Here is a 24,329-nt window from a genome sequence, read left to right on the forward strand (position 1 = left end):
AAGACTCTTTGCGCCGATGGTACTGCAGGGGGGACCCTGTGGGAGAGTAGGACACCGCCGGACTTAACTTAGTAAAACCAGAAAAGCCACCCTTCGGGGTGGCTTTTCTGCGTTAACGTGCGATTCTTCACGTGCGGGCGAGGAACGGCTACTCTCGGAGACACCAACGCTCACGAACGAAGGAGTTCCGTGGCCAGCAGGGTTGTCATCCGTGCCGAGAGAGCACCCGGCGAAAAGCGCGTCGCCGCCACGCCCGAAAGCGTCAGGAAGCTGCGAGGATCCGGCCTCGAGGTCCGGGTCGAGACGGGTGCCGGTCGCCACGCCGGCATTCCCGACGCCAGTTACCTGGCTGCGGGGGCCGACGTCGAAGCTCGATCTGCTCTGACAGCCGGCGACGTGTTTGTCCATGTCCGGCCGTTGTCGGTGGAGGAGGTTCGCGCCCTGCCGGGGGGCGTACTCACCGTCGGCACCGCCGACCCGTTCCAGCACCCGGACGTGGTGAAGGCATCCGCCGTCACAGGAGTCACCGCATTCGCCCTGGACCTCCTGCCCCGGATCTCCCGCGCCCAGTCGATGGACGTGTTGTCGTCGCAGGCCCTCATTGCCGGCTACAGGTGTGCGCTGATCGCGGCGGACGCCTTCGAGCGCATGTTCCCGATGACCATGACGGCCGCAGGAACGCTCGCCCCCGCCCGGGTCCTCGTGCTCGGCGCCGGTGTCGCCGGGCTGCAGGCGATCGCCACCGCGAAACGGCTCGGAGGTGTCGTCAGCGCCTACGACGTTCGGTCGTCATCGGCCGAGGAGGTCCGTTCGGTTGGAGGAACGTTTCTCACCCTCGACCTTGAGTCGGCGGACGCCGGCGGCGGGTATGCGAGGGAGCTCGGTGAGGAGCGGTCCCAACGGCAGCGGGAACTCCTGACGCCGCATGTGGAAGCAGCCGACATCATCATCACAACGGCGGCGGTCCCCGGACGTGCCGCCCCCCGGTTGATCACGTCGGCGATGATGACGGGGATGCGAGCGGGCTCGGTCGTCGTGGATCTCGCCGCCGAATCCGGGGGCAACGTCGAGGCATCCGTCCCAGGCGAGCGGGTGCCGTTCGCTGTGGACGGCGGGACGGTCACAGTGATCGGGATCCGGGACGTCCACTCCGAACTCGCGGTCGACGCTTCCAAACTTCTCGCGATGAACGTCGCGAACTTTGTCGCGGTGCTCACGGTCAACGGCTCCATCGATCCCGACTTCAGCGATGAACTCGTGAGCGGTTCGTGCCTCACTCGGGGAGGAGCCATCGTCCATCCCCGCCTGGCCGACCTGCTCGCGGAGGAGGTGAGCAGCTGATGGATCTCTTCGGGCTCGTGACGATCACCGTTCTCGCGGTCTTCCTCGGCTTCGAGGTGGTCTCCAAGGTCTCGAGTACGCTGCACACGCCGCTCATGTCCGAGGCGAATGCCATCCACGGCATCATTCTTCTCGGCGCCATCATGGTTGCAGGGCAAGCGGACGACCCCCTCATCCTCGCGGTCTCCCTTCTCGCGGTGGTACTCGCGACCATCAACATCGTCGGAGGCTTCGTGGTCACGGACCGCATGCTTGTGATGTTTGCAGCCAAACCCCGTCGTGCCCGCAAGGACGACGCCTCATGAAGCTCCTCGACGAGTCAGCGGTTCTCGCCGGCTACCTCATTGCAGCCGTGCTCTTCATCCTCGCGCTCAAGGGTCTCAGCTCGCCGCGGCGCGCCCGGCGGGCGAACCGGCTTGGTGCCGCCGGCGCGATCGTGGCGATCGCCGTCTATGTGCTCGGCCACGACATCGCCAACGCGGCATGGATCGCCGGCGCGGTTCTCGTCGGCATTCTCGTCGCCGTCCCCGCTGCCCGGCGGGTCCAGATGACGCAAATGCCGCAGCTGGTGGCCGCGTTCAACGGGGTGGGTGGTGGCGCAGCTGCGCTCGTCGCCGTCGTCGAGTTCACCCACGGACCGGACGGATGGGCACGTTCGGTCATCGCGTTCACGGTGTTCATCGGCGGACTGTCGCTGACCGGGTCATTCGTCACCTTCGGCAAGCTCCAGGGCATCATCACATCGCGGGCGGTGATGTTCCCCGGGCTCGGCGTTCTCCTTGCCGTCCTCGTTGCGGGTGCCGTGGCATCCGCCGTCGCGATGGTCCTCACGGGAAGCATGCTCTACGCGATCGTCCTGCTGGCCCTCGGGCTCGTCGTCGGGGTTCTGTTCGTGCTTCCGATCGGCGGTGCCGACGTCCCGATCGTCATCTCCCTGCTGAACGCCTTCACCGGGCTCGCCGTCGCGGGCTCCGGGCTGGTGCTCTCCAATGTTCTCCTGCTCATCGCCGGCACACTCGTCGGTGCCAGCGGAACCATCCTCACGGTGTCGATGGCTACCGCAATGGGCCGCAGCGTTCCCGGCATCGTGTTCGGCGCCTTCCGTTCCACGTCATCCGGTGGGGTGGATGCCGGTGGCCCCGATCGTCCGGTGCGCACCGTGAGCGCTGCGGACGTCGCGATCCTCCTCGAGTACTCCAGCAGAATCGTGATCGTGCCCGGCTACGGTCTCGCGGTCGCCCAGGCTCACCACGCCGCAGCCGAGCTCGCCGAGATCCTCACGGCGAGAGGTGCCGACGTCGTCTTCGGGATCCACCCCGTCGCCGGCCGGATGCCCGGCCACATGAACGTCTTGCTCGCCGAGGCGAACGTGCCGTACGAGTCGCTCGTGGAGATGGATGTCGTGAACGGACAGTTCAAGTCCACCGACCTGGTGCTCGTCATCGGAGCCAACGACGTCGTCAACCCGGCGGCGCAGTCGTCGCCGGGTTCGCCGATCTACGGGATGCCCATCCTCCACGTCGCCGAAGCTCAGCAGGTCATCTTCCTCAAACGCAGTCTCAAGCCCGGGTTCGCGGGAATCGAGAACGAGCTGTTCTTCGATCCGAAGGTGTCGATCGCGCTCGGAGACGCGAAGGCAACCCTGTCGGAACTGCTGACCGCTGTGAAAGCGGGCGTCTGACGGGAGTTGAAGGAGGCGGCATCCGTCTCTAGGCTGGGAAACCGTTCGTACGAGGGAGGCGATATGGAACAACTGACGGAGGCGCAGATCCGGGAAGCGATGGTGAACTGTTCCCGCCAGGAAGCATCCGCCCTGTTCGTGCCGTCAGGACTCGCGTTCGCCCCGTGGGACGAACTCGACTATTTCGGCTGGGGCGATCCGAACACGCCGGGGCGTTTCTCCCTCGTGTACTGGCGCGGTAACCGGCCGGTGGGCATCGTGCTCCGCCGTGCCGACCGCCGGACGTCTCGTCGACCGCAGATCCACATGTGCAGTTTCTGCCACACCTCTCAGCCGTCTGGCGAGGTCGCGTTGTTCACCGCGCCGCTTGCCGGGGTCGCCGGACGCAACGGCAGCACCGTTGGGACCTACATCTGCGCCGAGCTGACCTGCTCGGCCCACGTGCGGGCGCAGCCGATAGCAGCACCGATCCCGACGACGGCTTCGACGATCCTGCGCGGCAGCAGGACGCAGTTGCTCGAGCGCCTCGATCGCTTCGTGGCCGACGTTCAGCGCCCCAGATAGCGCCGGATCAGGTCTGGCAGCGTGGGCACCAATAGGTGACCCGCTCCTGCAGGTCGGTCGGGCCAAGCTCGCCTGTCCGGATGCGGGTGCCGCATCGACGGCACGGTTGTCCTGCTCGTCCGTACACCCAGGTGCGTCGTCCTGGCCGGGTATCTCCCGTCGTCGTGCGCTCGGTCCTGTCGCGATTGGCGAGGATGAGGCGAGCCGACAGTGCAACGAGCGCTGAGGCATCCGTCTCACCGATCGGATGGGTCGGAAGGATCCCACGGACGAAACAGATTTCGTTGGCGTAGACATTCCCGAGCCCGGCAAGGTTCCGCTGGTCGAGGAGGGCGACGGCCGCTGGACGCTCCGGTGCAGCTTTGAGCCGGGTGAGAGCTTCGGCAGCGTCCCAGTCCTCGCCGAGCAGATCGGGTCCCAGATGACCGACGACGGTGTGTTCTTCCTCACGGGCGATGAGCTCGACGACTCCCAGGTCGAACCCGACGCTGAGCCACTCGGCAGAACCCACGAGCGCTCGGGCCTGGAACGCCGGACGTTTCCAGCGCGAACCCGGCTGGTAGAGGTGCCACGAACCCTCCATCTTGAGATGACTGTGGAGGCTGAAGTCCCCGACGCGGTGAAGGAGGTGCTTGCCGCGGCTGACGACTCCGTCGATTCGCTCTCCGGTGAGATCACTCGTGGCGAACGCAGGGACCCGGATATCCCAGGTCGTGACGACGGCACCGGCGAGCACCTCGTTGAGATGGCGGGCAGCTCGCCAGACCGTATCGCCCTCAGGCATGCCGCATCCTCAGCCCGCGCGGAGTTTCGGTGAACCCCGCTTCGCGGAGAGCAGCGCCCGCTGGCGTGCCGAGCACGAAGCCGCCGTTCACCTTCTCGACGGCGAGTTTGTCGACCCGGCCCTGGCGGACCAGGCCGGCGAGGGATGCCGCGGCAACCCCGAGAACAGCCTCATCATCGGTGAACGCGAGCAGCGTCTTTCCTCCGCGCTCGACGTAGAGGATGAGCGCGCCGTCGACGAGCGTGACGAGGCTTCCCGCTTTGCGGCCGGGGCGGTGCTTCGTGCCCGGGCTGTCGACCGCCGGCCAGCCCAGTGCGGCGCCGTAGGGGTTGGCCGGGTCGGTGGCGGCGAGGCTCACAACGACCCTGTCTGCTGCGTCAGGGACGTCGTTGCCGTCACTGCGCGCGAAGGACCGCAACCGGTCGATCGTGCCCGCGGTTGCGAACTGGGCGGCGCCAAGTCCGTCGATGAAGTACCCGCGCCGGGCCCTGCCGGTGTCTTCGAACGTGCTCAGCACACGATAGGTGAGGGCGAAGCCGCCCGGAACGCCCTCGCTCATCACCGAGCCGCGGGTCACGACGCCGTAGCGTTCGAGCAGGGTTTCGGCCGTCGCCGCGGTGCGCACCGTGGCATCCTGTTCGGCGAGGGGGAGGATCGACCAGCGTCCGCCGAGGGCGGGAGCGACTCGTGTCTTCATGCTGGGGCGGCTGAGCGGACGTCCGCGGTACATCCGCGACCGGGGTGCAGCGCGCTGGGTCCGGTGCGCTCCGCCGCCGTGACCGGTGAGCGTTCGCAACGGAGCGAGGGTGTCGTTGGTGATGAGGCCTGCCCACACCAGTTCCCAGAGGGCGGAGACGAGCGATGCGTCGTCGGCAGCGCCGGTCGCTTCGGCGAGTTGCGGGAAGAAGAACGCGCCTCCGCCACCGAGGGCGAGGAGAACCTCGCGCTGCAGTTCGTCTGGCTGGTGCTCGGGCACGAGCGGAAGGGTGAGGTGCGCGGTCTCAGCGAGATGCATCGCGACCCAGCCGTCGTTGCCCGGCAGCGATCCTGCGCCGGACCAGAGGACCTCTCCGGTCGCCGTGAGCTCGTCGAGCATCGCGGGTGAATAGTCGTGGACTCGCTGCGGGAGAATCAGCGACTCCCACGCCGATGCCGGAATGTGGACTCCGGCGAGCTGGTCGATGACGGATGCCACACCGTCGACCCCTCGCAAACGGCTGCCCACGTTCTGCCAGCTCGGCAGGAACCGTGCGAAGGCATGTTGCTCCACCGGTTCGACTTCGTGCCGGAGAGCCGCGAGGGAGCGGACCCGGAGGCGGCGGAGAACTTCGGAGTCACACCACTCGGTGTTGTCGCCGATCGACTCGCGGCCGGTGGCGAGGAACTCGCCGCGCATCACCCGGCGGGCATCGGCGAGGCGAACCAGAGTGTGCTGAGCAATGGCGCTGCCCAGCCCGAACCGGTCGGCTGCCTCCTGCGTCGTGAACGGCCCATGGGTGCGGGCGTACCGCGCGATGAGGTCGCCAAGCGGGTCGGCGACGGGCTCGATGAATGCGTCGGGAACGCCGATCGGCAGCGGAACCCCGAGCGCGTCACGCAGACGGGAGGCGTCTTCGATCGCCGCCCACCAGTCGCGGCCCGCAAAAGCCACGTTGAGGACGCGTTTCGTGCGTACCAGTTCGGCGAGGTGCACCGTGGCGTCCTCGAGCGGATGCTCCGACTCGAGCCGCTCGGCCGTCTCTTCGAGCGTGAGCGGACCGAGCATCCGCAACAGGTCGGCGACCCCTTCGACGCCGCGGGCCTTGCGGGATTCCGCAAGGCGCTGCAGCTCGCTCTCGGTCTGGGTGATGACACCGGGGTCGAGCAGTTCCCGCAGCTCGACCTGGCCGAGCAGCTCGGCGAGCAGAGCGGAGTCGATCGTGAGCGCGGCAGCCTTGCGTTCGGCGATCGGGCTGTCGCCCTCGTACATGAACGCCCCGACATACCCGAAGAGGAGCGACTTGGCGAACGGCGACGGCGTATCCGTCGTGGTTTCAACGATGCGGATGCCGCGACTCGCGAGCTTCTTCGCGATGCCGAGGAGGGCGGGAAGATCGTAGGCATCCTGCAGGCATTCACGGACCGTCTCGAGGATGATCGGGAACGCAGGATATTTGCGGGCGACGTCGAGCAGCTGCGCCGACCGCTGGCGCTGTTGCCAGAGCGGGGCACGTTTGCCGGGCGAGTAGTTGGGCAGGAGGAGCGCGCGAGCGGCGCACTCCCTGAACCGTGAAGCAAACAACGCGGACCCACCGACCTGCTCGGTGACGACGGCTTCGAGTTCGTCGGCGTCGAAGACGAACAGTTCGGCGCCCGGTGGCTCGAGCTCCGTGTCGGGAATCCGCACGATGATTCCGTCGTCGCTCGCAATCGACGCTCCATCGATGCCGAACCGCTCCTGCACGCGCGCGCCGACGGCGAGGGCCCATGGCGCATGCACCTGCATGCCGTACGGGGAATGAAGGATGACCCGCCAGTCTCCGAGTTCGTCACGCGAGCGTTCGACGACGAGCACCTTGTCGCTCGGGATGTGCCCGGTCGCGGTGCGCTGCTCGGTCAGGTACGCGAGAAGGTTGGTTGCGGCGCGGGAATCGAGGCCGGCCCTGGTGAGCCGGTCGGCGGCATCCGTCGTTGTCGCGGTGTCGATGTCTCGCCTGAACGCTCCGACCGCTTCGCCGAGCTCGGCGGGGCGGCCGAGTCCGTCGCCCTTCCAGAACGGCAGTCGTCCGGGTTGACCGTACGCGGGCGTCACGATGACGCGGTCGTGTGTGATCTCCTGGATCTTCCAGCTCGTCGCCCCGAGGGCGAAGACGTCGCCGACGCGCGACTCGTAAACCATCTCCTCGTCGAGTTCACCGACTCGGGAGCCGGCCCCTGACGCATCGCCAGACGCCATGTATACGGCGAAAAGGCCGCGATCGGGGATCGTTCCGCCGCTCGTCACCGCGAGTCGCTGAGCACCGGGTCGGCCGGTGAGGGTGCCTGCGTCGCGATCCCACACGATGCGGGGACGGAGTTCGGCGAACTCGTCGCTCGGGTAACGGCCGGCGAGCAGGTCGAGGGTCGCCTCGAAAGCCGAGCGCGGGAGCCGGGTGAACGGAGCACTGCGTTGAACCTGTTCGAACCAGACCTCGACGTCGATGGGTTCGAGCGCGGTCGCCGCGACAGTCTGCTGCGCGAGGATGTCGAGCGGGTTCGTGGGAACGGCGAGGGATTCGATCTGCCCGGACACCATGCGTTCGGATGCCACGGCCGAATTGACGAGGTCGGCCCGGTGCTTGGGAAACAGGACTCCACGGGAGATCTCGCCGACCTGGTGGCCCGCCCGGCCGACTCGTTGGAGCCCGCTCGCGACGGAGGGAGGCGACTCGACCTGCACGACGAGGTCGACCTCGCCCATGTCGATGCCGAGTTCGAGGCTCGAGGTCGCAACGACGCAGCGGAGCCGACCGGACTTGAGGTCGTCCTCGATGAATGCCCTCTGCTCTTTCGACACCGATCCGTGGTGGGCTCGGGCGAGTTGCGGGGCTGAGTCGTCGCGCGCGGCCGTCTGACCGCTTGCGCCGAGAAGGGCCGCCGGCGGCCGCGGGCTGCTCGATGCACCGCCGCCCACCGAGATGAGGTCGTCGGCCGGCTGCTGCTCGGCCATGCGCTCGTCGTAGATTTCGTTGAACCGCGCGGTGAGGCGTTCGGCGAGTCGCCGGGAGTTGCTGAACACGATCGTGGAGCGGTGTTCGAGGATCCGGTCGACGATCGCCTCCTCGACGTGGGGCCAGATCGAGCCGGCCCGTTCACCGTCTTCGACGACAGCGCCGGCTGCCGATCCTTCGCGGGGCTGGGCGGCCGATGCGAGGTCGGTCATGTCGTCGACGGGAACGACGACGCGCAGATCGAACCGCTTCGATGCCGGAGGGGCGACGATCTCGACGGGGGCGGTACCGCCGAGGAACCGGGCGACCTCCTCGCGTGGTCGAACGGTGGCGGAGAGCCCGATTCGTTGTGCCGGTTTCTCGAGCAGCGCGTCGAGCCGTTCCAGCGACAGCGCCAGGTGGGCGCCGCGCTTGGTTGCTGCGACGGCGTGGACCTCGTCGATGATCACCGTCTCCACAGACCGCAGGGTCTCGCGTGCCGCTGAGGTGAGCATGAGGAACAGTGACTCGGGGGTCGTGATGAGGATGTCTGGCGGATTCTTGGCGAGATTCCGCCGGTCGGCGGCGGGGGTGTCGCCGGAACGGACGCCGACGGTGACGTTGGGGACGCTGGACCCGTGACGGAGAGCTGTTTGCGTGATGCCGACAAGGGGTGCCCGGAGATTTCGCTCGACGTCGACGCCGAGCGCCTTGAGCGGGGAGATGTAGAGCACGCGAGTGCCCGTCTCCTCCGGCCGCGGTTCGGCGATGAGCCGATCAATCGACCAGAGAAAGGCCGAGAGCGTCTTGCCGGACCCGGTCGGAGCGACGACGAGCGCGTGTGAGCCGCGGGAGATGGCATCCCACGCCCCGGTCTGGGCGTCGGTCGGCGCGGCGAACGCACCCTGGAACCAATCGCGGGTCGCGGGGGAGAACCGCTCGAGAACGTCGCTCACGTTCCCATCCTGCCGCACGCCACCGACATCGATCAGGGGTAGCGGATGCTGCCGGTGCTAGAGCTGGCGTTCGATGAACGCGCGCACATCGGCGAGCTCCTGCTGGGAGATCGCGTGGCTGAGCCCCTCGTACACCCGGCCGACGAGTCGGGAGTGGGCGGGCAGCCACTCGGTGGTGTGTGCGATCGCCCGTGCGGGGATGACGTCGTCGAGGGTTCCGCGGCCCCAGAACACCGGCGGGCGGCGCTCGGCGAGAGCTTCGTCGCCTGGATGGGAGTTGATCGCGCTGTAGCCGGAGAGGTTCACCGCGAACGAGAACCGCTCGGGAGCGGCACGCAACAGCTCGATCGACATCGCGCCTCCCTGCGAGAACCCGAGCAGGCCGACGGAGTCCGGCGTGTACGGAAGGCTGTCGAGCCAGCTGAGCACTGCCGCGGTCGACGCGGCAAGTCCAGTCTCTTCCGGGTGGCCGGGCTGGTCGATCGGATACCAGGACCAGCCGTCGATCGGGAACGGCGCGACCAGCGGAGCGCGGAGCGCGGCGATGACCGGCTCGAGAGGCAGGAACGGCGCGAGCTGGAACAGATCGGCTTCATTCGATCCATAGCCATGCAGAACAATCAGCAGCGATCGCCCCTCACGGTCATCGCCTGATGCCGACCACAGGACGGCATCCTCATCGATGGTGTGCGTGATCATGTATCCGTCTCCCTGGTTTCCGGCCAGCGACCAGCCTACCGACGCCAAACCGGGTGTCCGCCGTGACCGGTGTCAGGGAACCGGGTAAGAATGGAGCATGAGCGTTCGCACCCCAGACCCCGACCAGCCGCAGGACCCGACACCAGACCCCACCCCCGGCTGGCTGAGCGACATCGAGCTGGAAGAAGTGCGGAGGCGGCTTCCGCTCCTGTACGTCGAAGCGGTCCCGGTGCGCGTGGATGGACTCGGCGTCGTCACCGAAGTGGGCATCCTGCTGCGGGCGACAGCGACGGGTCAGATGACCCGCACCCTCGTCTCGGGTCGGGTGATGTACGGCGAAACGCTGCGCGACGCGCTGTTCCGGCACCTCGAGAAGGACCTCGGTCCGATGGCCTTCCCGCTGCTGCCGGCGTCTCCGACTCCGTTCCACGTCGCCGAGTACTTCCCGATGCCCGGCATCTCCGCCTACACGGACGACCGCCAGCACGCCGTCGCGCTCGCCTACGTCGTCCCCGTGACCGGAACGTGCGATCCGCGGCAGGATGCCCTCGAGATCACGTGGATGTCGCCCGAAGAGGCCCAGTCGGATGCTCTCAGTGCAGAGATGGAGGGCGGGCGGGGAACGCTTCTGCGCCTCGCCCTCGCCTCGGTCGGCCGGTTGCGTTAACGACGAAGAAGGCGGATGCCGGTGCATCCGCCTTCTCCGATCGTTCGTCGAACGCTAGCGAACGTAGCGGACTTCGTGGATCTCTTCACCGAGGAACGGCTCTGTGTGCTCGGCGCCGTCAGCAACGAACCCGTTCTTTTCGTAGAAGTGACGGGCGCGGCCGTTCGCCGATGACACCCACAGGTAGGCGGGCTCGTCCTTATCGATGGCGGCGTCGAAGAGCTTCTGGCCGGTACCCGTGCTGCGGAACTCGGCCAGCATGTTGATGAAGTACAACTCGCGATCGCGCGGCGCATCGGCGTCGCGGGCGGGGCCGGAACCGGAGAAGCCGACGATCTCGCCATCCCTGACAGCAGCGAACTGGCGGTACGCGGGGCCCTGGTTCATCCAGTGTGTCCAGAGCTCAGCCATCCGGCGCGGGGAGAGCCGCTCCAGTGCGGCCTTCGAGATGAGCTCGTCGTAGCTTTCGTGCCAGCACTGCGCGTGAACGCGGCCGAGCGACTCTGCGTCAACATCGCGCACGGGGCGAACAATGATCTCTGAAACGGAGGGAGCTGCAACATCGGTGTCCATACCGTGACCATACCCCCGGGTGTGGCGGGGTGTGAAATCGGCGGAACTGCCCCTTGACACCTGCGCGCGAAACCGCGCGACCGCGCGAAAAAAGCCACCGCCCGGCCGGCGCATCCGAAGATGAGCCGGCGCGAACCGGTGGCTGTTTCCGAGGGGTGTCTAGCGTCCGGTGGAGACGCGGCGGTTGGTCCGCTGTCCGCCCGTTGAAGCGCCGCCGGACGTGGCCGGACGAGCCGAGCGCTCGGGGCGTCCCTGAACGGGGCGTCCCTGTGCGGGACGGCCGGAGGGTGCACCCTCGTGGTGACGGGTTGAGGAGCCTGCGGTCGAGGTCGAGTAGTTCCGCGATCCGGAACTCGAACGGGTCCGTCCACCGCCCTGGCCGTCGCGGGCTGCACGCTTGCGCTGGGCGTTGGCGCCCTGTGAGCGTCCGCCACCCTGAGCCTGCACAACGCGGGGGACCGGCTTGACGTATGCGGCGACCTCGCCGATGAGAGCGGTGACTTCGGGAGACGTCGCTGTGACGGAGACCGGGGTCACCTTGATCTCGGCCTTGCGGAGAAGAACGGCGAGGTCCTTCTTCTGGGTCGGGAGGCAGATGGTTACGACGTCACCGGCGCTGCCGGCGCGTGCCGTACGGCCCGAGCGGTGCAGGTACGCCTTGTGCTCCATGGGCGGGTCGACGTGGATGACGAGTTCGACGTCGTCGACGTGCACGCCGCGAGCCGCGACATCCGTTGCCACCAGAACGCGAGCCGAGCCGTCGCTGAACGCGGCGAGGTTGCGGTCACGCTGCGGCTGGGACAGGTTGCCGTGCAGGTCGACGGACGGGATGCCCGAGTCGGTGAGCTGCTTGGCGAGCTTCTTCGCGTGGTGCTTGGTGCGCATGAAGAGGATCCGGCGGCCGGTTCCTGACGCGAGGGCCTCGATGAGCTGCTTCTTGGAGTCGGGGCCGTTGACCTCGAACACGTGGTGGGTCATGGCCGAGACGTGGCTCGTGGCCTCGTCGACGGAGTGCAGGACCTCGTTGTGAAGGAAGCGCTTAACGAGCTTGTCCACACCGTTGTCGAGGGTTGCCGAGAAGAGGAGACGCTGTCCGTTGGACGGCGTCTTGTCCAGGATGCGGGTGACGACGGGGAGGAACCCGAGGTCGGCCATGTGGTCGGCCTCGTCGAGCACGGTGATCTCGACGGCGTCGAGGTTGACGAAGCCCTGCTTCATGAGGTCCTCGAGACGACCAGGGCAGGCAACGACGATGTCGACGCCTGCCTTCAGTGCGGTGACCTGGCGGGTCTGGTTGACGCCACCGAAGATGGTCGTGGTGTTGAGGCCGTATGCAGCCGCGAGCGGTGTGAGCACAGCGGAGATCTGCGTGGCGAGTTCACGAGTCGGAGCGAGGACCAGGCCGAGCGGGCGACCCGGGCGGCGCTTTCCGCCGGCGAGCTTGCCCCCGAGGCGGGCAGCCATCGGAATGCTGAACGCGAGCGTCTTGCCCGAGCCCGTCTTGCCGCGGCCGAGCACGTCACGTCCGCCGAGGGTGTCCGGGAGAGTGTCGACCTGGATCGGGAAGGCGAGCGTTTTACCGTCTGCGGCGAGGGCCGAGACGAGGGCGGCGGGAACGCCGAGATCGGCGAACGTGGTTTCTGGGAGTGTTTCTGACAAAGTGGTGCCTTTCGGGGCATCAGCATCCCGTACGGATCTCGACAGGCGAAATCGCTGGAGCGGGAGAGAGTGGCGAAGGTGGCAAAGGCCACATCCGTTCGCCGTATGAAGAGTCATCGACCCGAAATCCTTATCGGATATGCCGGGGAGAGAGGAAGCGTTCTACGACGCAAGGGGCACAATGATGGGCCCGCAAGTACCCCCAGCCTAGCCCACAAGTCTCCGCGCTGCCTGACAGCGCTCGTCTGCGCGGCGAAACGCGGCACCAACGGCATCCCCTGAACCCCGTTGTCTTCGGCATTCGCCTTTTGAATCGTGTCTCATAGAGGATCGACGATCGACGGCTTCGTGACAGCATTCGAACCCGTGCACCGCCCGTTTTACAAAGGAGTAAGCGATGACCTACGCGTTCTCGCAGCTGCCCGCCGGGTTCCTCGTCGACAAGCTCGGCGCCCGCAAGATGTACTTCATCGCGATCGCCGGCTGGAGCATCGCGACCGCGCTCATGGCGTTCGGCACCAAGCTGTGGCACTTCGTCACTTTCCGTGCCCTCCTCGGCCTGATGGAGTCCCCGAACGGTCCTGCATCTGCCAAGCTCACCGCAGACTGGTTCCCGCGCTCGGAGCGCGGCCAGGCAACGGCGATCTGGGACAGCGGATCCAAGTGGGGCCCTGCGGTCGCGCCTCCCGTGCTCACCTTCTTCCTGATCACGTTCGGTTGGCAGTCGATCTTCGTCTTCCTCGGTGTCATCGGAATCGTCCTCGCCGTCGCGTTCTACATGTTCTACCGGATGCCGGAAGAGCACCGTCGGGTGTCTGAAGAAGAGTTCGCTCACATCAAGTCCGAGCGTGACATCGAAGAGGCCGGCACCACGAAGGCGTCCTGGATCGGCCTGTTCAAGCACCGCCAGGTGTGGGGAATGATGGCCGGATTCTTCTGTGTCATCTGGATCTGGAACATCTTCATCGTCTTCATGCCCCTCTACCTGCAGGACGCACACGGCGTGACCATCGCCGGCACCGGCATCCTCGCGGCCATCCCATACGTCGGCGCCGCCATCCTCGGTATCACCGGCGGCTGGCTGATGACCCGCTACACCAAGCGGTCGGGTCGCGACGCCCTCACGGCGAAGCGCTACTTCATGTCTGGTGCCGCGATCGTGGCCGGCATCCTCGTTGTTCTCATCCCGTTCCTCCCGACGCTTCCGCTTGCTCTCGGCGTCATGACGCTCGCACTCGGTTTCGTGGCGACCATGCAGGCGGCCGCCTGGGCGATGCCCGGCGACATCGTTCCGCGCAGCCAGATCGCATCCGTCGGAGCCATCCAGAACTTCGGTGGTTACTTCGGCGGAGCGTTCGCCCCGCTGCTCACCGGTGTTCTCTATGACGCGACTGGTTCGTACACGCCATCGTTCGTCATCGGTGGCATCATCGCGTCGCTCGCAGCTGTGGCGTACACCGTGCTCGTCCGCAAGCCGATCACCGCGTCGAAGACGGTCACCGCGTGAGCGCGGCCACCGGCTACCTGGTTGCCGTGACGGCGGATGTCGTTCGGCCAGACGGGTCGTCCGTTCACGGTGATCTCGGCTTCGACCGTCTGACGAAGCGGGGAATCGACTGGTCTGTGCTTCCCGGTGACGCCCCGGTGCTCCCGCCCGCGTACTTCGACGACGTCGACGCCGTGCTCGTGATGGGGCACACGCACTTCGACGCCGAGACGGTGGACCGCACTCCGCGGCTGCGGCACATTGCACGCTTCGGAGCGGGTTTCGAAACCGTCGATCTTGACGCGTGCACCCGGGCCGGTGTCGTCGTGACCAACACGCCGACCGCGATCAAGCGGACGTTGTCGACGGCTGCAGTCACGATGATTCTCGGCCTTCTGCACAATGTTGTTCCCAAGGACCGGATGGTGCGCGAGTCGCGTTGGGAAGACCGGGAACACTTCCGGGGTGTCGGCCTCGAGGGGCGGACGCTCGGTATCGTCGGCTTCGGCAGCGTCGGAGCGGATGTCGCTCTGCTGATGCAGAACTTCGACATGACGATTCTCGGCACCAACCGCAGCGGCACGAGCGAAGCGGCCGACCGGCTCGGGGTCGACCTCGTGTCGCTCGACGAGCTGCTGGAGCGTTCGGACGTCGTGCTGCTCACCGCGGCCCTCACCCCGGAGACGACGGGCATGATCGATGCGTCCGCGCTCGCGAAGATGAAGGCATCCGCTTTTCTCGTCAACGTTGGGCGGGGAAAGCTCGTCGACACCGATGCTCTCCGTGATGCCCTGCTCACCGGGGAGATCGCTGGAGCCGGGCTCGACGTGTTCGACCCCGAACCGTTGCTGGCGGACGACCCGATCCTCGGGCTCGACAACGTGCTGCTGAGCCCGCACGCTCTCGGCTGGACCGATCAGTTCACGTCGACGGCGGCGCTTGATGCCATCGTCGCGATCGCCGAAGGGGCAATGCCGGACTCGGTTCTCAACCCCGAGGTGTTCGAGACCGAGGCCTGGCGCCGCAAGGTCGCTGCTGGCTGAGGCTCCTTCGCCGTCAACGCCCGTCCCGTGTATGTCGCGGGGCGGGCGTTGTGCGTTCTCCTGGTGTTGTGGTTAGAGGACGTCGGCGCCGGCGTCGACCTTGTCGGCCGGCGGTCGAGGGTCGAAGCCCCAGTTCGGTGCCATCTCCTTCAGACGGACGCCGCGCCACTGCCACATCGTCCACATCGGCATCCACAGGGCGGCGGCAGCCGGGCCCCCGAAGTCGAGCCGGTCACGGTACAGGGTGCGTGCCGGGTTCCCCGGCGCCGGAGCGACGGCCATCTGGTGTTTCCAGTTGTCGAGCAGGCTGAGCGGACCGGAGAGCGGGCGACCGGAGTCGACGAGGATCCGCACCCCCGGCATCCGGGTCAGGTCGAAGTCGAGGTCGATGCGCTGCCGCCCCACCGGGACGACGCCCGCGCCGCGCACGGTGACGTCCATGCTGCCCGGCTCCCACAGTGTCGGCACCGGTCCACCGGGGTCGAGCTCGAGCAGCGGCGAGTAGAGCTCGCGCAGCACGGCGGGGGAGCGGAGCGCTCGCCAGGCATCGAACGGATCGCAGTCGAGGATCATCTTGAGTTGCACGCGCATGCTCCCAGTCTTCCGCGCGAAACAGGGCGGTGTGCCGAAATGCGGGAATTCGGACCGAACTCCCCGCAAACAGCATCGGATTTCAGCAGTGGGCCGACTCCTGCGACGTTCGGAACACCGGGTGCGCTAGACAGGGAGCATGGCGATTCGATTCTGGCTGGCGGTGGCCTCACGCGACCATGTGCGCAGCGCCGTCGACCAGGGGATCGCGCAGGTCAACCATGGATCACGTGCGGGGCTCGACTCGATGGGCGAGTCCGATGGGCTGGTCTACTATTCGCCGAAGACCGAATACCCCGACGGCGAACCGCTCAAACACTTCACCGCGATCGGCCGGATCGCGAGCAATGAGCTGTACCAGGCGCTGTCGCTCGACCGCCGGCCGTGGCGGCGCAAGGTCGACTGGGACCTGTCCGCCGAACCCGCGCCGATCCGGCCGCTACTGGGTGCTCTCGATTTCACGCGCAACGCGCCGAACTGGGGCTACCAGTTGCGCGGTGGCCTCATCGAGCTCTCGCGGCATGATTTCGAGATCGTTCGGGATGCCATGCGTCGCCCCTCTCCCGACGACCGCCGGTACCCGGAGGAACGTCACTGGCTGTAACACGACAGGGAACGCGAACGAGCCCTCGTTACGCTGGAACCATGTCGAACAGCACTGCCCCGTCAGCCCCACCCGTCGCCACGCCGGCCGCCCAGTCGAAGTACCAGGTCCGCTTCGACGCCGGCGTTGCCGGGCTCGACCGGGTCGCCGACGTGGACCTGCTGATCTGGGTGGATGCGCTCGCGCTCGCCGATGCCAGCGCCGCCCTCGACACGCCGGCAGCCACCGTTGTTGCAGCCAACCTCACCAACCGGAGCGCCGTCGCCGCGTGGGCTCTCGAGCACCAGGTACGCCTGGGCCGCCGGGTCTCTATCGCCGTCGTCGCCGGAGGGACAGGTGCTGCCGATTCCCTAGCCGCCGGCGCCGTCATCGACGCGCTCGTCGTCCGTGGCATCGACTTCACGTCACCGGAAGCCGCGGTCGCGTGTGCGGCATTCGACAGCCTGCGGAACGCAGTCGGGCACCTGTTCACGGCATCCGTCGACGGTCAGGCGCTGATCGCGGCAGGCGACCGGGACCGCGTCGTCGCAGCCGCTCGAGTGGACTCCACCACCGAGGTGGCCGTTCTCCGCGACTGACTCGTCCGCGATCGGATTCTGTGGGCACTCGAGGATTGCGCGCGTATGCTGCAGCCATGAAAGCCACACATCACGACACGGTTCTCGCGGAAGCGCCCGAGAGCGATCTCATCAAGATCGAGGGCAACTGGTACTTCCCGCCGTCGAGCCTCTCCAGTGAACTGTTCACCGAGAGCCCGACTCCCTACACCTGCCCGTGGAAGGGCGAGGCGCAGTACTTCACGGTGACGACCGGCGGAGAACCCCAGAAGGACCTGGCCTGGAGCTATCCGACGCCGTACCCCACCGCATTCGACCGGGTCGGCAAGGACTTCTCCGGTTACGTCGCGTTCGACCGGTCGGTGACCATCACGGATTAGCGGCGCCGTCGTCGCGGCTCGCCCGCGCCCGGTGCGAGCGCACCTTGTGCCGGTTGCCGCAACGCTGCATCGAGCACCAGCGGCGGTTGGCTGCGCGCGACGTATCGAGGTAGATGAGATTGCAGTCCTCGGCGTCACAGCCGCGGATGCGGCCGCCGCTCGTCCCCGAGAACAGGGCGACAGCATCCCGGGCGATCGTCGACAGGGCCTGCGCTGCCCGCGGTTCGGTGCGACCCGCCTGCAGGCTGCCGCCGGCGAGCCGGGGCGGGATGTCCGGGGTCGCCGCATACAGGTTGAGCAGGTCGACGTCGCGGCCATCGCCTGGCGTGCCGGTCAACGCTGCGAGCGAAAGATTGCCGATCGCAGTGCGGAGGGTGATGGCGTCCGCAAGGTCCCGGTCGGTTGCCGGTGTGCTCGGATGACGGGCGCCGAGCCACTCGGTCAGCCCTGCGGCGTCGCGGAGCGTGTCGCCGGAATGCCCCGAGGGGATTTCGCCGCCGACGGGTCCTGTCCAGGCGAAGTCGAGCGCGAGCGAGCCGGAGTCGAACCACCAGCGAGTTCCTTCGACCGAGACGAATTCCTGGCCGGTTGCAGGGCTCCACCCGGTCACGTCACTCATGCCTTCAACTGTATGTGTTCGGGCGCGAAGGCCAGTGACGCCCGGAGGTCACCCGTTCAGAGCAGTTTGCGCAGTGTGCGCAGATTCCGGGTGGTCGTGAGCACCGGTGTCGACTTCGCCGTGCGCTTCGAGAACGTGCTGTCGGTCGACAGCCCCTTCTTCACCTCCCAGTAGAGGACGCCGTCACCGGCCCGCACGCGCTCGATGCTCTCGTCGAGGTCAACGGCTTGATCGGCGAGTGAACGGATGTCACCCGGTTCCGATACGAAGACGACGTACGGTTGCCGGTCGTCGATCTCGTCGAAAGGATAGGCCTCGACGATCTGTCGCACCGCGGCCTGGTCGGTGAGGATCACGCGGGCGGTATAGCCGAACTCTGCCGAGAGCGCCTTCTCGATCGCCGTCGTCTGCTCGGTGCGGCTGCCGGACCCGGAAAAGAGCACGTTGCCGCTCGCGAGCACCGTTTTGACGTCGGAGAAGCCGAGCCCGCGGAACACGTCGGCGAGGGCCTGCGACTTCACCGTCACTCCTCCCACGTTGACGCCGCGGAGGAGCGCGATGCTGAGGTTCGTGGAACTCATGAGGCTCGTGCTGCCGCCCGCTGCCGCATCGCCGGGGTGATGACGCGGTGCTCCCAGGAGAGCGCGAATCGGGGGTCGAAACGGCGCGAGCACACGCCGCATGAGGTGTGGTTCTTGGGTTGGCGATACCGGTACAGCGTGTGGCCGTTCGGGCAGGACCCGACCCAGGGGGCGAGTTCGTCTGCCGTCTCGCCGTGGTGCACCCGGGAACCCTCGTAACCGAGGTCGGCGGCGATGCGCTTCCACGCCTGGCCGTGGCCTGCGCGGGGGCCGGCGAGGGCGTGGGCGACCTCGTGCAGAAGAATCTGGTGGATCTCGTCGTCGTCGAAGCGGGATGCAAGGTACCGCGACACCGTGATCCGTTTGGTCGTGAAATTGCACAGCCCGGCACGCCGCTTCGCGTTGTCGAACCCGAACGACCACACGGAAGGATCGAGGTGCAACTTAATCAGTGAGTCGGCCCACAACCGGACTCGAACCAGATCGGACATGGCAATACGCTAGCGCGTGCCCCCGACATTCGCCCGGAACCGCGCTCAGCGGCCGACGAACGACTCCGTGACGGCGACCGCGATGAGGGCGGATTCGAGCTGCTCGTCTGTCGCGCCGAGATCGGTCCGGAGCCGGACAGCGGTACGGAAGTCGGCGAGCGCTGGACCATACTCGCCCTGGTCGAAGTACACCCGGCCGCGGTGCTGCAGTGCGAGAGCTTCGAGCAGGGTCCACTCGTGGGTGTGGGCTTCGTTGGCGAGGGACGAGAGCTCGTGCAGGGCTTCGTCATATGCGCCCCGGAATTGCAGAACCTGGGCACGAAGCATCCGGGGCTGCATGAGTCCCTTGCGGTCGCCGGTGAACCGGGCGAGCCGCACGCACTGGTTGGCCACGTCGAGGGCTTCGTCGAGCTGGCCGGCGACCTTGAGCAGCCACGCCTTCTCGCAGAGGGCGCTCAGGCTGCGCATGTCGCCCAGCTCAGAGAGCCGATCCCCAACAGCCTTGAGGTCGACTTTCTCGCGCAGGGTTCCGGCGTCATAGCCAAGGATGATGCTCAGGGTGTACTCCAACGATGTCGGGAGCCCGGAAGGTGATTCGAACCCGGGCTCTCCTCGACTTTAACCCGCGCTCCGGGCAAGGCGAGTCAGCCGCGCGCGCCTGTCGTCTTTCGCGAATCGAAATCTCAGCCTTCGACGAGGGGAGCGAGTTCGACCTGGATGAGCCGGTCGTCATCCGGGCCGGCAGACCCGCGACCGTCTGTGTTGTTCGTGATCAGCCACAGGGTGCCGTCCGGCCCGGGAGCCACGTCGCGGATCCGACCGAATTCACCCTCGAAATAAGCGGATGCCGAGACGACACCTTCGAGGCCGTGGCTGCCCTCCGGAACATGGATGCCGTCGAGAATCCCCCACAGGCGCTCGCCGCGCAGGGCGGCCATGAACAGGGTGTTGTTCACCATCGTGAGGCCGCTCGGGCTCGCCTCGCTCGTCGACCACTGGTAGGCGGGATCCACGAAGTCGGCGTTGCCTGCCTGTCCCTCGACGACCGGCCAGCCGTAGTTCCCGCCCGGCTCGATGAGGTTCAGCTCATCCCAGGTGTTCTGGCCGAACTCACTCGCCCAGAGTCGCCCGTCTGCGTCCCAGGCGAGGCCCTGCGGATTGCGGTGCCCCAGCGAGAACACGGCGGAGCCGTCGACGGGATTGTCCTGCGGAACATCCCCGGTCGCCGTGACGCGGAGGATCTTCCCGTTGAGAGAGCCCGGGTCCTGCGCGGAATCGGCGTCGCTCGCGTCGCCGACGGTGACGTAGAGCATCCCATCCGGCCCGAACGCGATCCGGCCCCCGTTGTGGTTGCCCGCTTTCGCGAGCCCGTCGAGAACGACCTGGGGTGTGCCCAGGGTGAGGCTCCCCGGGGAGCCGCCGAGCGGCATCCGCACGACCCGGTTGTCGTCGCTCGCCGTGAAGTAGGCATAGATCCAGTGCTGCTCACCCTCGGCGCGTGCGGCGAGTCCGAGCAGCCCACCCTCGCCTCCGGCGTCGACGCCCGGCACGACGGTGGCCTCACGGAGTTCGTCTGCGGGGGTGAGCTCCATGATCTGGCCGGTGTCGCGGTAGCTGAGCAGCGTGCTGTCGCCGAGGGGGAGGATCGACCATGGAGCCTCGAGGCCCGTCGCGAGAACGGTCGTCTCCCCGGTCGGGTACACCGGTGGCGCTCCCGACGGTGCGGGCGCTGGAGTGTCAGGCCCCGCCGGTCGTTCGCTCGGCAACGGGGCTGACGCGGTGCAGCCGGCCAGGAGCAGAACGGCGGTGAGAGCCACGAGTACCGGGATGCGCCTCGACATCACTACTTCCCTGATCGGAGCTGGAAGATGGTTTGGGCTGGGGTCGGTGAGGGCACCGCGGTGTCATCGGTGACGACCGCTGCGCCGGCGACGAACTGACGCAGCTCCTTCCCGGTCACGGCCTTGGCCGGATGGGGGCCGCCGGCGAGCAATCGCGGAATGAAGTGCATGGGCAGCTCGGAGGGTGAGCCGATCAGCACGACGTTCCCGAAGCGCCTGCCCTTGAGGATCTGGGCCTCGGCGAGCACGGCGGCATGGCCGAGCACGTCCTGCACGGTTGCTGCCTGGCCGCGGGCGAACGCGAGACCGGGGCCGTCGGCGATGTTGACGACGAGGATGCCGTCCGGTGCGAGCAGGGCTGCCGCCTGCCGGTAGAACTCGACACTCGTGACGTGGGCGGGCGTTCGGGCGCCGGAGAAGATGTCGACGACGACGAGGTCGACGCTACCGGCGAGCCCGGCGGGGAACCGGCCGAGTACTTCGCGGGCGTCGCCGTAGCGGACCCGGATCGCTGCACGCTTGGACCACGGAAGGTGCTCGCGAACGAAGTCGATGAGGTCCTTCTCCAGTTCGACGACCTGCTGCCGGCTTCCCGGGCGAGTGGCATCGATGTAACGGGGGAGGGTGAGAGCACCTGCGCCGAGGTGCACGGCGGTGATCGGTTCGCCCGGCGCACGGACCTCATCGATGACGTGGCCGATCCGCTGGATGTATTCGAAGAACAGGCTCGTCGGGTCATCGACATTGACGTGCGACTGTGGTGTCCCGTCGACAACGAGCTGAAAGCTCCCCTGCACCCACTTGTCCGCTTCGATGACCGCCACCTGGCCGCTCGACGCGAGACGGATCCGGGGGTTGTCTGTCTCTCGCGTTGCCATGCGTCGAGCCTACCTTCGGCGGTAGCCTGAGCGTATGCGCGTCGATCTCAACTGCGATCTCGGCGAGACGGTGGACGGCCGTCCGACCGCCGACGACGCGGCCCTTTTTCCCCTCATCTCGAGTGCGAACGTCGCCTGCGGATTCCACGCAGGCGACGCCGACTCGATGCTCGCGTCCTGCCTCCTCGCCGTGCAGCACGGTGTGAGCGTCGGTGCCCACGTCTCCTACCGTGACCGCGCCCACTTCGGGCGGTCCGACCTCGAGGTGTTGCCGGCCGTTCTCGCTGACGACGTGGTCGAGCAGCTCACTGCCCTCGCGAGCATCGCGGAGAAGGCGGGCGCCGGCATCCGTTACGTGAAACCGCACGGTGCCCTCTACAACCGCATCGTCCACGACGATCGAAAAGCGGATGCCGTCGCGAGTGCCGTCGCACGGTTCTCGCCCGGTCTTCCCCTCATGGGCCTTGCCGGGTCGCGGGTGGAGGCGGCCGCCGCGAAGCATGGGCTTCCGTTCCTGCGGGAGGCGTTCGTCGACCGGGCGTACCAGCACAATGGATCCCTCGCGCCGCGGAAGTGGCCGGGTGCCGTTCTGCACAGCGTCGACGAGGTCGCGGATCGTGCTGTGCGGATGGTGACGGAAGGTACGGTGCGAGCGCTCGACGGCACGATGCTGCGGCTCGAGGTCGACTCGCTGTGCGTGCACGGCGACACCCCGGGGTCCGTTGCGATGGCGACGGAGGTCCGGCGGGCGCTCGCCGCAGCCGGCATCGACGTGTTGGCGGCGGTATGACTACGCTGCGGGCCGTCGGCGATCGCGCGGTGATCGTCGATTGCGCCGATCTCGAGGCGGTTCTCGCCCTGCACGCCGCGCTCGCCGCCTCGCCGCCCGACGGTGTGATCGACCTCGTGCCTGCGGCGCGCACGGTGCTCGTCACCTTTGACCCGTCGATCCTCGCGGGGGATCGGGTCGCGGGGTGGATCCGTTCGACGCCGCCGGTGCGCCCGGGCGCGCTCGGCGACGCCGGCGATGCCCTCGTCCTCGACGTGGAGTATTCGGGGGAGGACCTTGGCGAGGTCGCCTCCCTTCTCTCCCTCACCGAACGGGAGGTCGTCGACCTGCACACGGCATCCGTCTGGCGGGTTGCCTTCGTCGGCTTCGCACCGGGGTTCGGCTATCTCGTGACCGACTCCACCCGCCTTGCCGTTCCCAGGCGGTCGAGCCCGCGGACGAGCGTTCCCGCCGGTGCCGTCGGCCTCGCGGGGGAGTACACGGGCGTGTACCCGCGGTCGTCGCCCGGTGGCTGGCAGCTGATCGGGCGAACGGATGCTCCGCTCTGGAATGCGGATGCCTCACCTCCCGCTCTCCTCACCCCCGGCAGGGTCGTGTGCTTCCGGGAAGCATCATGACCGCCTTGGCCGTGCTGCGCGCCGGCCCCCTGACGACGGTGCAGGACCTCGGCCGGCCGGGTCTGGCTGCGCTCGGCGTCAGTGGCTCTGGCGCGCTTGATCGTGGGGCGCTTCGCCTCGGCAACCGGCTCGTCGGGAACGACGAGGGTGCCGCCGCGCTCGAGATCACCGTGGGTGGTTTCTCCGGGGTCGTCGACCGTGACGTCTGGATCGCGGGGACCGGGGCGTGGGGTCCCGTGACGCTCGGGAACCGGGCAATCGACCCGAACCATCCGGTCTTCGCCGCCGCGGGAACTCCGATCGAGATCGGAGTCGCCACCTTCGGGCTGCGGTACTACCTCGCGGTGAGCGGGGGCGTTGCGGTCCCTTCCGTCCTCGGCTCGCGGTCGCGCGACATCCTCTCCGGAATCGGGCCGCCTCCGCTCCTGGACGGCGACACAGTGCCGATCGGCTCGCCGCGAACGGGAGCGATCCCCGCCCTCGATGTCGCGCCGTGGAGCCCGCCGGACCCTGAGACCGTGACCGTCCCGCTGCACGCCGGGCCGCGGGAGTCGTGGTTCACGCCCGCGTCACTCGACCTCCTGTTCTCCGAACCCTGGACGCTCGGTTCGGCGTCGAACCGGGTCGGTGCGCGACTGGAGGGGCCGGTGCTCGAACGCTCCGCCGCCGGCGAAGGCGAGCTGCCGAGCGAGGGCATGGTCGCCGGGGCGCTGCAGGTGCCGCCGTCGGGGCAGCCGACGGTGCTGCTTGCCGACCACCCGACGACCGGTGGTTATCCGGTGATCGGAGCCGTGGCATCCGCTGCCCTTGACGTGTTCGCGCAACTGCGCCCCGGCCAGCGCGTGCGTTTTCGGCACGCGCGCCCGCTCTGACCCGCGAGTTGCCCACTTTCGCGGGTGTTCGCCGCTCACAACCCGCGAGACTGGGCAACTCGCGAAGCGATGTGGCGACGGATGCGCTCGATCAGGCGGCGAGGATCGCGCAGGTCTTCGGCGGTGACGCGAATAATGCGCCACCCCTCGTCCTCGAGTGCGTGAGTTCGGTCGATATCCCGTTGCCATTGCGCCCGATCTGTGAGGTGCTGGAGGCCCTCGTATTCGAGAATGAGCCCGAATGCTCGAAAGAGGAGGTCCGCGCGGGCAAGGAAAACACCGTGGGAGTCGAACAATTCGACGTTCACTTCCGGGTTCGGCAGGCCCGCGAGCACGATCTCGACCCGCAGTCGTGACTCACGTGGCGACTCGGCATGGCCGTTCAGC

26 protein-coding genes are annotated in these 24,329 nt (G+C 67.6%); 13 read left to right on the forward strand and 13 right to left on the reverse strand.

Going from position 1 to position 24,329, the window contains the following annotated elements:
- The first annotated feature begins 189 nt into the window (after positions 1 to 189).
- The 4 genes from D9V29_RS05560 to D9V29_RS05575 all read left to right on the forward strand — a co-directional run bounded on the left by D9V29_RS05560 (position 190) and on the right by D9V29_RS05575 (position 3,586).
- The gene (locus tag D9V29_RS05560) at positions 190 to 1,341 is read left to right on the forward strand and encodes an NAD(P) transhydrogenase subunit alpha (protein WP_121672351.1); all 1,152 of its coding nucleotides are present in this window, start codon (positions 190 to 192) and stop codon (positions 1,339 to 1,341) included.
- Entirely contained in the window at positions 1,341 to 1,646 is a 306-nt protein-coding gene (locus D9V29_RS05565) for an NAD(P) transhydrogenase subunit alpha part 2 (RefSeq protein ID WP_121672352.1), read from the forward strand. Before D9V29_RS05560 ends, D9V29_RS05565 begins: the two co-directional genes overlap by 1 nt.
- The gene (locus D9V29_RS05570) at positions 1,643 to 3,022 is read left to right on the forward strand and encodes an NAD(P)(+) transhydrogenase (Re/Si-specific) subunit beta (RefSeq protein WP_121672353.1); all 1,380 of its coding nucleotides are present in this window, start codon (positions 1,643 to 1,645) and stop codon (positions 3,020 to 3,022) included. The genes D9V29_RS05565 and D9V29_RS05570 overlap by 4 nt, the downstream gene beginning before the upstream one ends.
- A gap of 63 nt (positions 3,023 to 3,085) precedes the next feature.
- Positions 3,086 to 3,586: an FBP domain-containing protein gene (locus D9V29_RS05575; protein ID WP_121672354.1), complete on the forward strand. Its 501-nt coding sequence runs from the start codon at positions 3,086 to 3,088 to the stop codon at positions 3,584 to 3,586.
- A 7-nt stretch (positions 3,587 to 3,593) separates the two neighbouring features.
- On the opposite strand, the gene D9V29_RS05580 is transcribed toward D9V29_RS05575, so the two are convergent.
- Genes D9V29_RS05580 through D9V29_RS05590 form a run of 3 tightly spaced genes read right to left on the reverse strand, consistent with a single transcriptional unit; the run spans position 3,594 to position 9,693 of the window.
- Complete coding sequence (locus D9V29_RS05580; RefSeq protein ID WP_121672355.1) at positions 3,594 to 4,370, reverse strand: DNA-formamidopyrimidine glycosylase family protein; 777 nt, start codon at positions 4,368 to 4,370, stop codon at positions 3,594 to 3,596.
- Positions 4,363 to 8,994 (reverse strand): ATP-dependent helicase, encoded by a 4,632-nt coding sequence (locus D9V29_RS05585; protein ID WP_121672356.1) that lies wholly within the window; start codon positions 8,992 to 8,994, stop codon positions 4,363 to 4,365. The genes D9V29_RS05580 and D9V29_RS05585 overlap by 8 nt, the downstream gene beginning before the upstream one ends.
- A gap of 57 nt (positions 8,995 to 9,051) precedes the next feature.
- On the reverse strand, positions 9,052 to 9,693 hold the full coding sequence (locus D9V29_RS05590) for an alpha/beta hydrolase (RefSeq protein ID WP_121672357.1): 642 nt from the start codon (positions 9,691 to 9,693) through the stop codon (positions 9,052 to 9,054).
- A 97-nt stretch (positions 9,694 to 9,790) separates the two neighbouring features.
- Between D9V29_RS05590 and D9V29_RS05595 the strand changes: the two genes are divergently transcribed.
- Complete coding sequence (locus tag D9V29_RS05595; protein WP_121672358.1) at positions 9,791 to 10,360, forward strand: NUDIX hydrolase family protein; 570 nt, start codon at positions 9,791 to 9,793, stop codon at positions 10,358 to 10,360.
- Positions 10,361 to 10,414: 54 nt separating this feature from the next.
- On the opposite strand, the gene D9V29_RS05600 is transcribed toward D9V29_RS05595, so the two are convergent.
- Together D9V29_RS05600 and D9V29_RS05605 are read right to left on the reverse strand one after the other, a co-directional pair.
- Positions 10,415 to 10,933 carry a GNAT family N-acetyltransferase gene (locus D9V29_RS05600; RefSeq protein ID WP_121672359.1) on the reverse strand — a complete coding sequence of 173 codons (519 nt, stop codon included), beginning with the start codon at positions 10,931 to 10,933 and terminating at the stop codon, positions 10,415 to 10,417.
- Between the two features lie 159 nt (positions 10,934 to 11,092).
- Positions 11,093 to 12,709, reverse strand: coding sequence for a DEAD/DEAH box helicase (locus tag D9V29_RS05605; protein WP_121672360.1), 1,617 nt, complete (start codon positions 12,707 to 12,709; stop codon positions 11,093 to 11,095).
- A gap of 280 nt (positions 12,710 to 12,989) precedes the next feature.
- Between D9V29_RS05605 and D9V29_RS05610 the strand changes: the two genes are divergently transcribed.
- Positions 12,990 to 14,099, forward strand: a complete 1,110-nt coding sequence (locus tag D9V29_RS05610) for an MFS transporter (RefSeq protein ID WP_121672361.1) — start codon at positions 12,990 to 12,992, stop codon at positions 14,097 to 14,099.
- On the forward strand, positions 14,096 to 15,121 hold the full coding sequence (locus D9V29_RS05615; RefSeq protein WP_121672362.1) for a 2-hydroxyacid dehydrogenase: 1,026 nt from the start codon (positions 14,096 to 14,098) through the stop codon (positions 15,119 to 15,121). The genes D9V29_RS05610 and D9V29_RS05615 overlap by 4 nt, the downstream gene beginning before the upstream one ends.
- Before the next feature lie 72 nt (positions 15,122 to 15,193).
- Here D9V29_RS05615 and D9V29_RS05620 read toward each other — a convergent pair whose 3' ends face one another.
- Positions 15,194 to 15,712, reverse strand: a complete 519-nt coding sequence (locus D9V29_RS05620) for a hypothetical protein (RefSeq protein WP_121672363.1) — start codon at positions 15,710 to 15,712, stop codon at positions 15,194 to 15,196.
- Positions 15,713 to 15,851: 139 nt separating this feature from the next.
- On the opposite strand from D9V29_RS05620, the gene D9V29_RS05625 reads away from it, so the two are divergent.
- Genes D9V29_RS05625 through D9V29_RS05635 form a run of 3 tightly spaced genes read left to right on the forward strand, consistent with a single transcriptional unit; the run spans position 15,852 to position 17,253 of the window.
- Complete coding sequence (locus D9V29_RS05625; protein WP_121672364.1) at positions 15,852 to 16,316, forward strand: EVE domain-containing protein; 465 nt, start codon at positions 15,852 to 15,854, stop codon at positions 16,314 to 16,316.
- Positions 16,317 to 16,357: 41 nt separating this feature from the next.
- On the forward strand, positions 16,358 to 16,894 hold the full coding sequence (locus D9V29_RS05630; protein WP_121672365.1) for a 2-phosphosulfolactate phosphatase: 537 nt from the start codon (positions 16,358 to 16,360) through the stop codon (positions 16,892 to 16,894).
- 56 nt (positions 16,895 to 16,950) lie between these two features.
- Positions 16,951 to 17,253, forward strand: a complete 303-nt coding sequence (locus D9V29_RS05635) for a DUF427 domain-containing protein (protein ID WP_121672366.1) — start codon at positions 16,951 to 16,953, stop codon at positions 17,251 to 17,253.
- Here D9V29_RS05635 and D9V29_RS05640 read toward each other — a convergent pair.
- The 6 genes from D9V29_RS05640 to D9V29_RS05665 form a co-directional block, all read right to left on the reverse strand.
- The gene (locus D9V29_RS05640) at positions 17,243 to 17,872 is read right to left on the reverse strand and encodes a CGNR zinc finger domain-containing protein (RefSeq protein WP_121672367.1); all 630 of its coding nucleotides are present in this window, start codon (positions 17,870 to 17,872) and stop codon (positions 17,243 to 17,245) included. The genes D9V29_RS05635 and D9V29_RS05640 overlap by 11 nt on opposite strands.
- Positions 17,873 to 17,928: 56 nt before the next feature.
- Positions 17,929 to 18,453 (reverse strand): DUF1697 domain-containing protein, encoded by a 525-nt coding sequence (locus D9V29_RS05645; protein ID WP_121672368.1) that lies wholly within the window; start codon positions 18,451 to 18,453, stop codon positions 17,929 to 17,931.
- Positions 18,450 to 18,944 (reverse strand): SprT-like domain-containing protein, encoded by a 495-nt coding sequence (locus D9V29_RS05650; RefSeq protein ID WP_121672369.1) that lies wholly within the window; start codon positions 18,942 to 18,944, stop codon positions 18,450 to 18,452. The genes D9V29_RS05645 and D9V29_RS05650 overlap by 4 nt, the downstream gene beginning before the upstream one ends.
- 45 nt (positions 18,945 to 18,989) lie before the next feature.
- Entirely contained in the window at positions 18,990 to 19,514 is a 525-nt protein-coding gene (locus D9V29_RS05655) for a hypothetical protein (protein WP_229790486.1), read from the reverse strand.
- A gap of 113 nt (positions 19,515 to 19,627) precedes the next feature.
- Positions 19,628 to 20,785, reverse strand: a complete 1,158-nt coding sequence (locus D9V29_RS05660; protein ID WP_121672370.1) for a PQQ-dependent sugar dehydrogenase — start codon at positions 20,783 to 20,785, stop codon at positions 19,628 to 19,630.
- A 2-nt stretch (positions 20,786 to 20,787) separates the two neighbouring features.
- Entirely contained in the window at positions 20,788 to 21,663 is an 876-nt protein-coding gene (locus D9V29_RS05665; protein ID WP_121672371.1) for a spermidine synthase, read from the reverse strand.
- A gap of 34 nt (positions 21,664 to 21,697) precedes the next feature.
- Between D9V29_RS05665 and D9V29_RS05670 the strand changes: the two genes are divergently transcribed.
- Genes D9V29_RS05670 through D9V29_RS05680 form a run of 3 tightly spaced genes read left to right on the forward strand, consistent with a single transcriptional unit; the run spans position 21,698 to position 23,942 of the window.
- On the forward strand, positions 21,698 to 22,453 hold the full coding sequence (locus D9V29_RS05670; protein WP_121672372.1) for a LamB/YcsF family protein: 756 nt from the start codon (positions 21,698 to 21,700) through the stop codon (positions 22,451 to 22,453).
- Positions 22,450 to 23,070: a 5-oxoprolinase subunit B family protein gene (locus tag D9V29_RS05675; protein WP_121672373.1), complete on the forward strand. Its 621-nt coding sequence runs from the start codon at positions 22,450 to 22,452 to the stop codon at positions 23,068 to 23,070. Before D9V29_RS05670 ends, D9V29_RS05675 begins: the two co-directional genes overlap by 4 nt.
- Positions 23,067 to 23,942 carry a 5-oxoprolinase subunit C family protein gene (locus D9V29_RS05680; RefSeq protein ID WP_121672374.1) on the forward strand — a complete coding sequence of 292 codons (876 nt, stop codon included), beginning with the start codon at positions 23,067 to 23,069 and terminating at the stop codon, positions 23,940 to 23,942. Before D9V29_RS05675 ends, D9V29_RS05680 begins: the two co-directional genes overlap by 4 nt.
- 35 nt (positions 23,943 to 23,977) lie before the next feature.
- Here the strand turns inward: D9V29_RS05680 and D9V29_RS15235 are convergent, their stop codons facing one another.
- A complete protein-coding gene (locus D9V29_RS15235) occupies positions 23,978 to 24,277 on the reverse strand; it encodes a DUF559 domain-containing protein (RefSeq protein WP_183084926.1) in 300 nt (99 codons plus the stop codon).
- Positions 24,278 to 24,329 lie beyond the last annotated feature (52 nt).

It is taken from the genome of Mycetocola manganoxydans, from assembly GCF_003667545.1.
GTDB classification, from domain to species: domain Bacteria; phylum Actinomycetota; class Actinomycetes; order Actinomycetales; family Microbacteriaceae; genus Mycetocola_A; species Mycetocola_A manganoxydans.

Bases quoted from the DNA above. Each gene is read 5' to 3' on its own strand.
- D9V29_RS05565 (WP_121672352.1), top strand. From the start codon at position 1,341: ATGGATCTCTTCGGGCTCGTGACGATCACCGTTCTCGCGGTCTTCCTC.
- D9V29_RS05570 (WP_121672353.1), top strand. From the start codon at position 1,643: ATGAAGCTCCTCGACGAGTCAGCGGTTCTCGCCGGCTACCTCATTGCA.
- D9V29_RS05575 (WP_121672354.1), top strand. From the start codon at position 3,086: ATGGAACAACTGACGGAGGCGCAGATCCGGGAAGCGATGGTGAACTGT.
- D9V29_RS05580 (WP_121672355.1), bottom strand. From the start codon at position 4,370: ATGCCTGAGGGCGATACGGTCTGGCGAGCTGCCCGCCATCTCAACGAG.
- D9V29_RS05590 (WP_121672357.1), bottom strand. From the start codon at position 9,693: ATGATCACGCACACCATCGATGAGGATGCCGTCCTGTGGTCGGCATCA.
- D9V29_RS05595 (WP_121672358.1), top strand. From the start codon at position 9,791: ATGAGCGTTCGCACCCCAGACCCCGACCAGCCGCAGGACCCGACACCA.
- D9V29_RS05600 (WP_121672359.1), bottom strand. From the start codon at position 10,933: ATGGACACCGATGTTGCAGCTCCCTCCGTTTCAGAGATCATTGTTCGC.
- D9V29_RS05605 (WP_121672360.1), bottom strand. From the start codon at position 12,709: ATGACTCTTCATACGGCGAACGGATGTGGCCTTTGCCACCTTCGCCAC.
- D9V29_RS05610 (WP_121672361.1), top strand. From the start codon at position 12,990: ATGACCTACGCGTTCTCGCAGCTGCCCGCCGGGTTCCTCGTCGACAAG.
- D9V29_RS05620 (WP_121672363.1), bottom strand. From the start codon at position 15,712: ATGCGCGTGCAACTCAAGATGATCCTCGACTGCGATCCGTTCGATGCC.
- D9V29_RS05625 (WP_121672364.1), top strand. From the start codon at position 15,852: ATGGCGATTCGATTCTGGCTGGCGGTGGCCTCACGCGACCATGTGCGC.
- D9V29_RS05630 (WP_121672365.1), top strand. From the start codon at position 16,358: ATGTCGAACAGCACTGCCCCGTCAGCCCCACCCGTCGCCACGCCGGCC.
- D9V29_RS05635 (WP_121672366.1), top strand. From the start codon at position 16,951: ATGAAAGCCACACATCACGACACGGTTCTCGCGGAAGCGCCCGAGAGC.
- D9V29_RS05640 (WP_121672367.1), bottom strand. From the start codon at position 17,872: ATGAGTGACGTGACCGGGTGGAGCCCTGCAACCGGCCAGGAATTCGTC.
- D9V29_RS05645 (WP_121672368.1), bottom strand. From the start codon at position 18,453: ATGAGTTCCACGAACCTCAGCATCGCGCTCCTCCGCGGCGTCAACGTG.
- D9V29_RS05650 (WP_121672369.1), bottom strand. From the start codon at position 18,944: ATGTCCGATCTGGTTCGAGTCCGGTTGTGGGCCGACTCACTGATTAAG.
- D9V29_RS05660 (WP_121672370.1), bottom strand. From the start codon at position 20,785: ATGTCGAGGCGCATCCCGGTACTCGTGGCTCTCACCGCCGTTCTGCTC.
- D9V29_RS05665 (WP_121672371.1), bottom strand. From the start codon at position 21,663: ATGGCAACGCGAGAGACAGACAACCCCCGGATCCGTCTCGCGTCGAGC.
- D9V29_RS05670 (WP_121672372.1), top strand. From the start codon at position 21,698: ATGCGCGTCGATCTCAACTGCGATCTCGGCGAGACGGTGGACGGCCGT.
- D9V29_RS05675 (WP_121672373.1), top strand. From the start codon at position 22,450: ATGACTACGCTGCGGGCCGTCGGCGATCGCGCGGTGATCGTCGATTGC.
- D9V29_RS05680 (WP_121672374.1), top strand. From the start codon at position 23,067: ATGACCGCCTTGGCCGTGCTGCGCGCCGGCCCCCTGACGACGGTGCAG.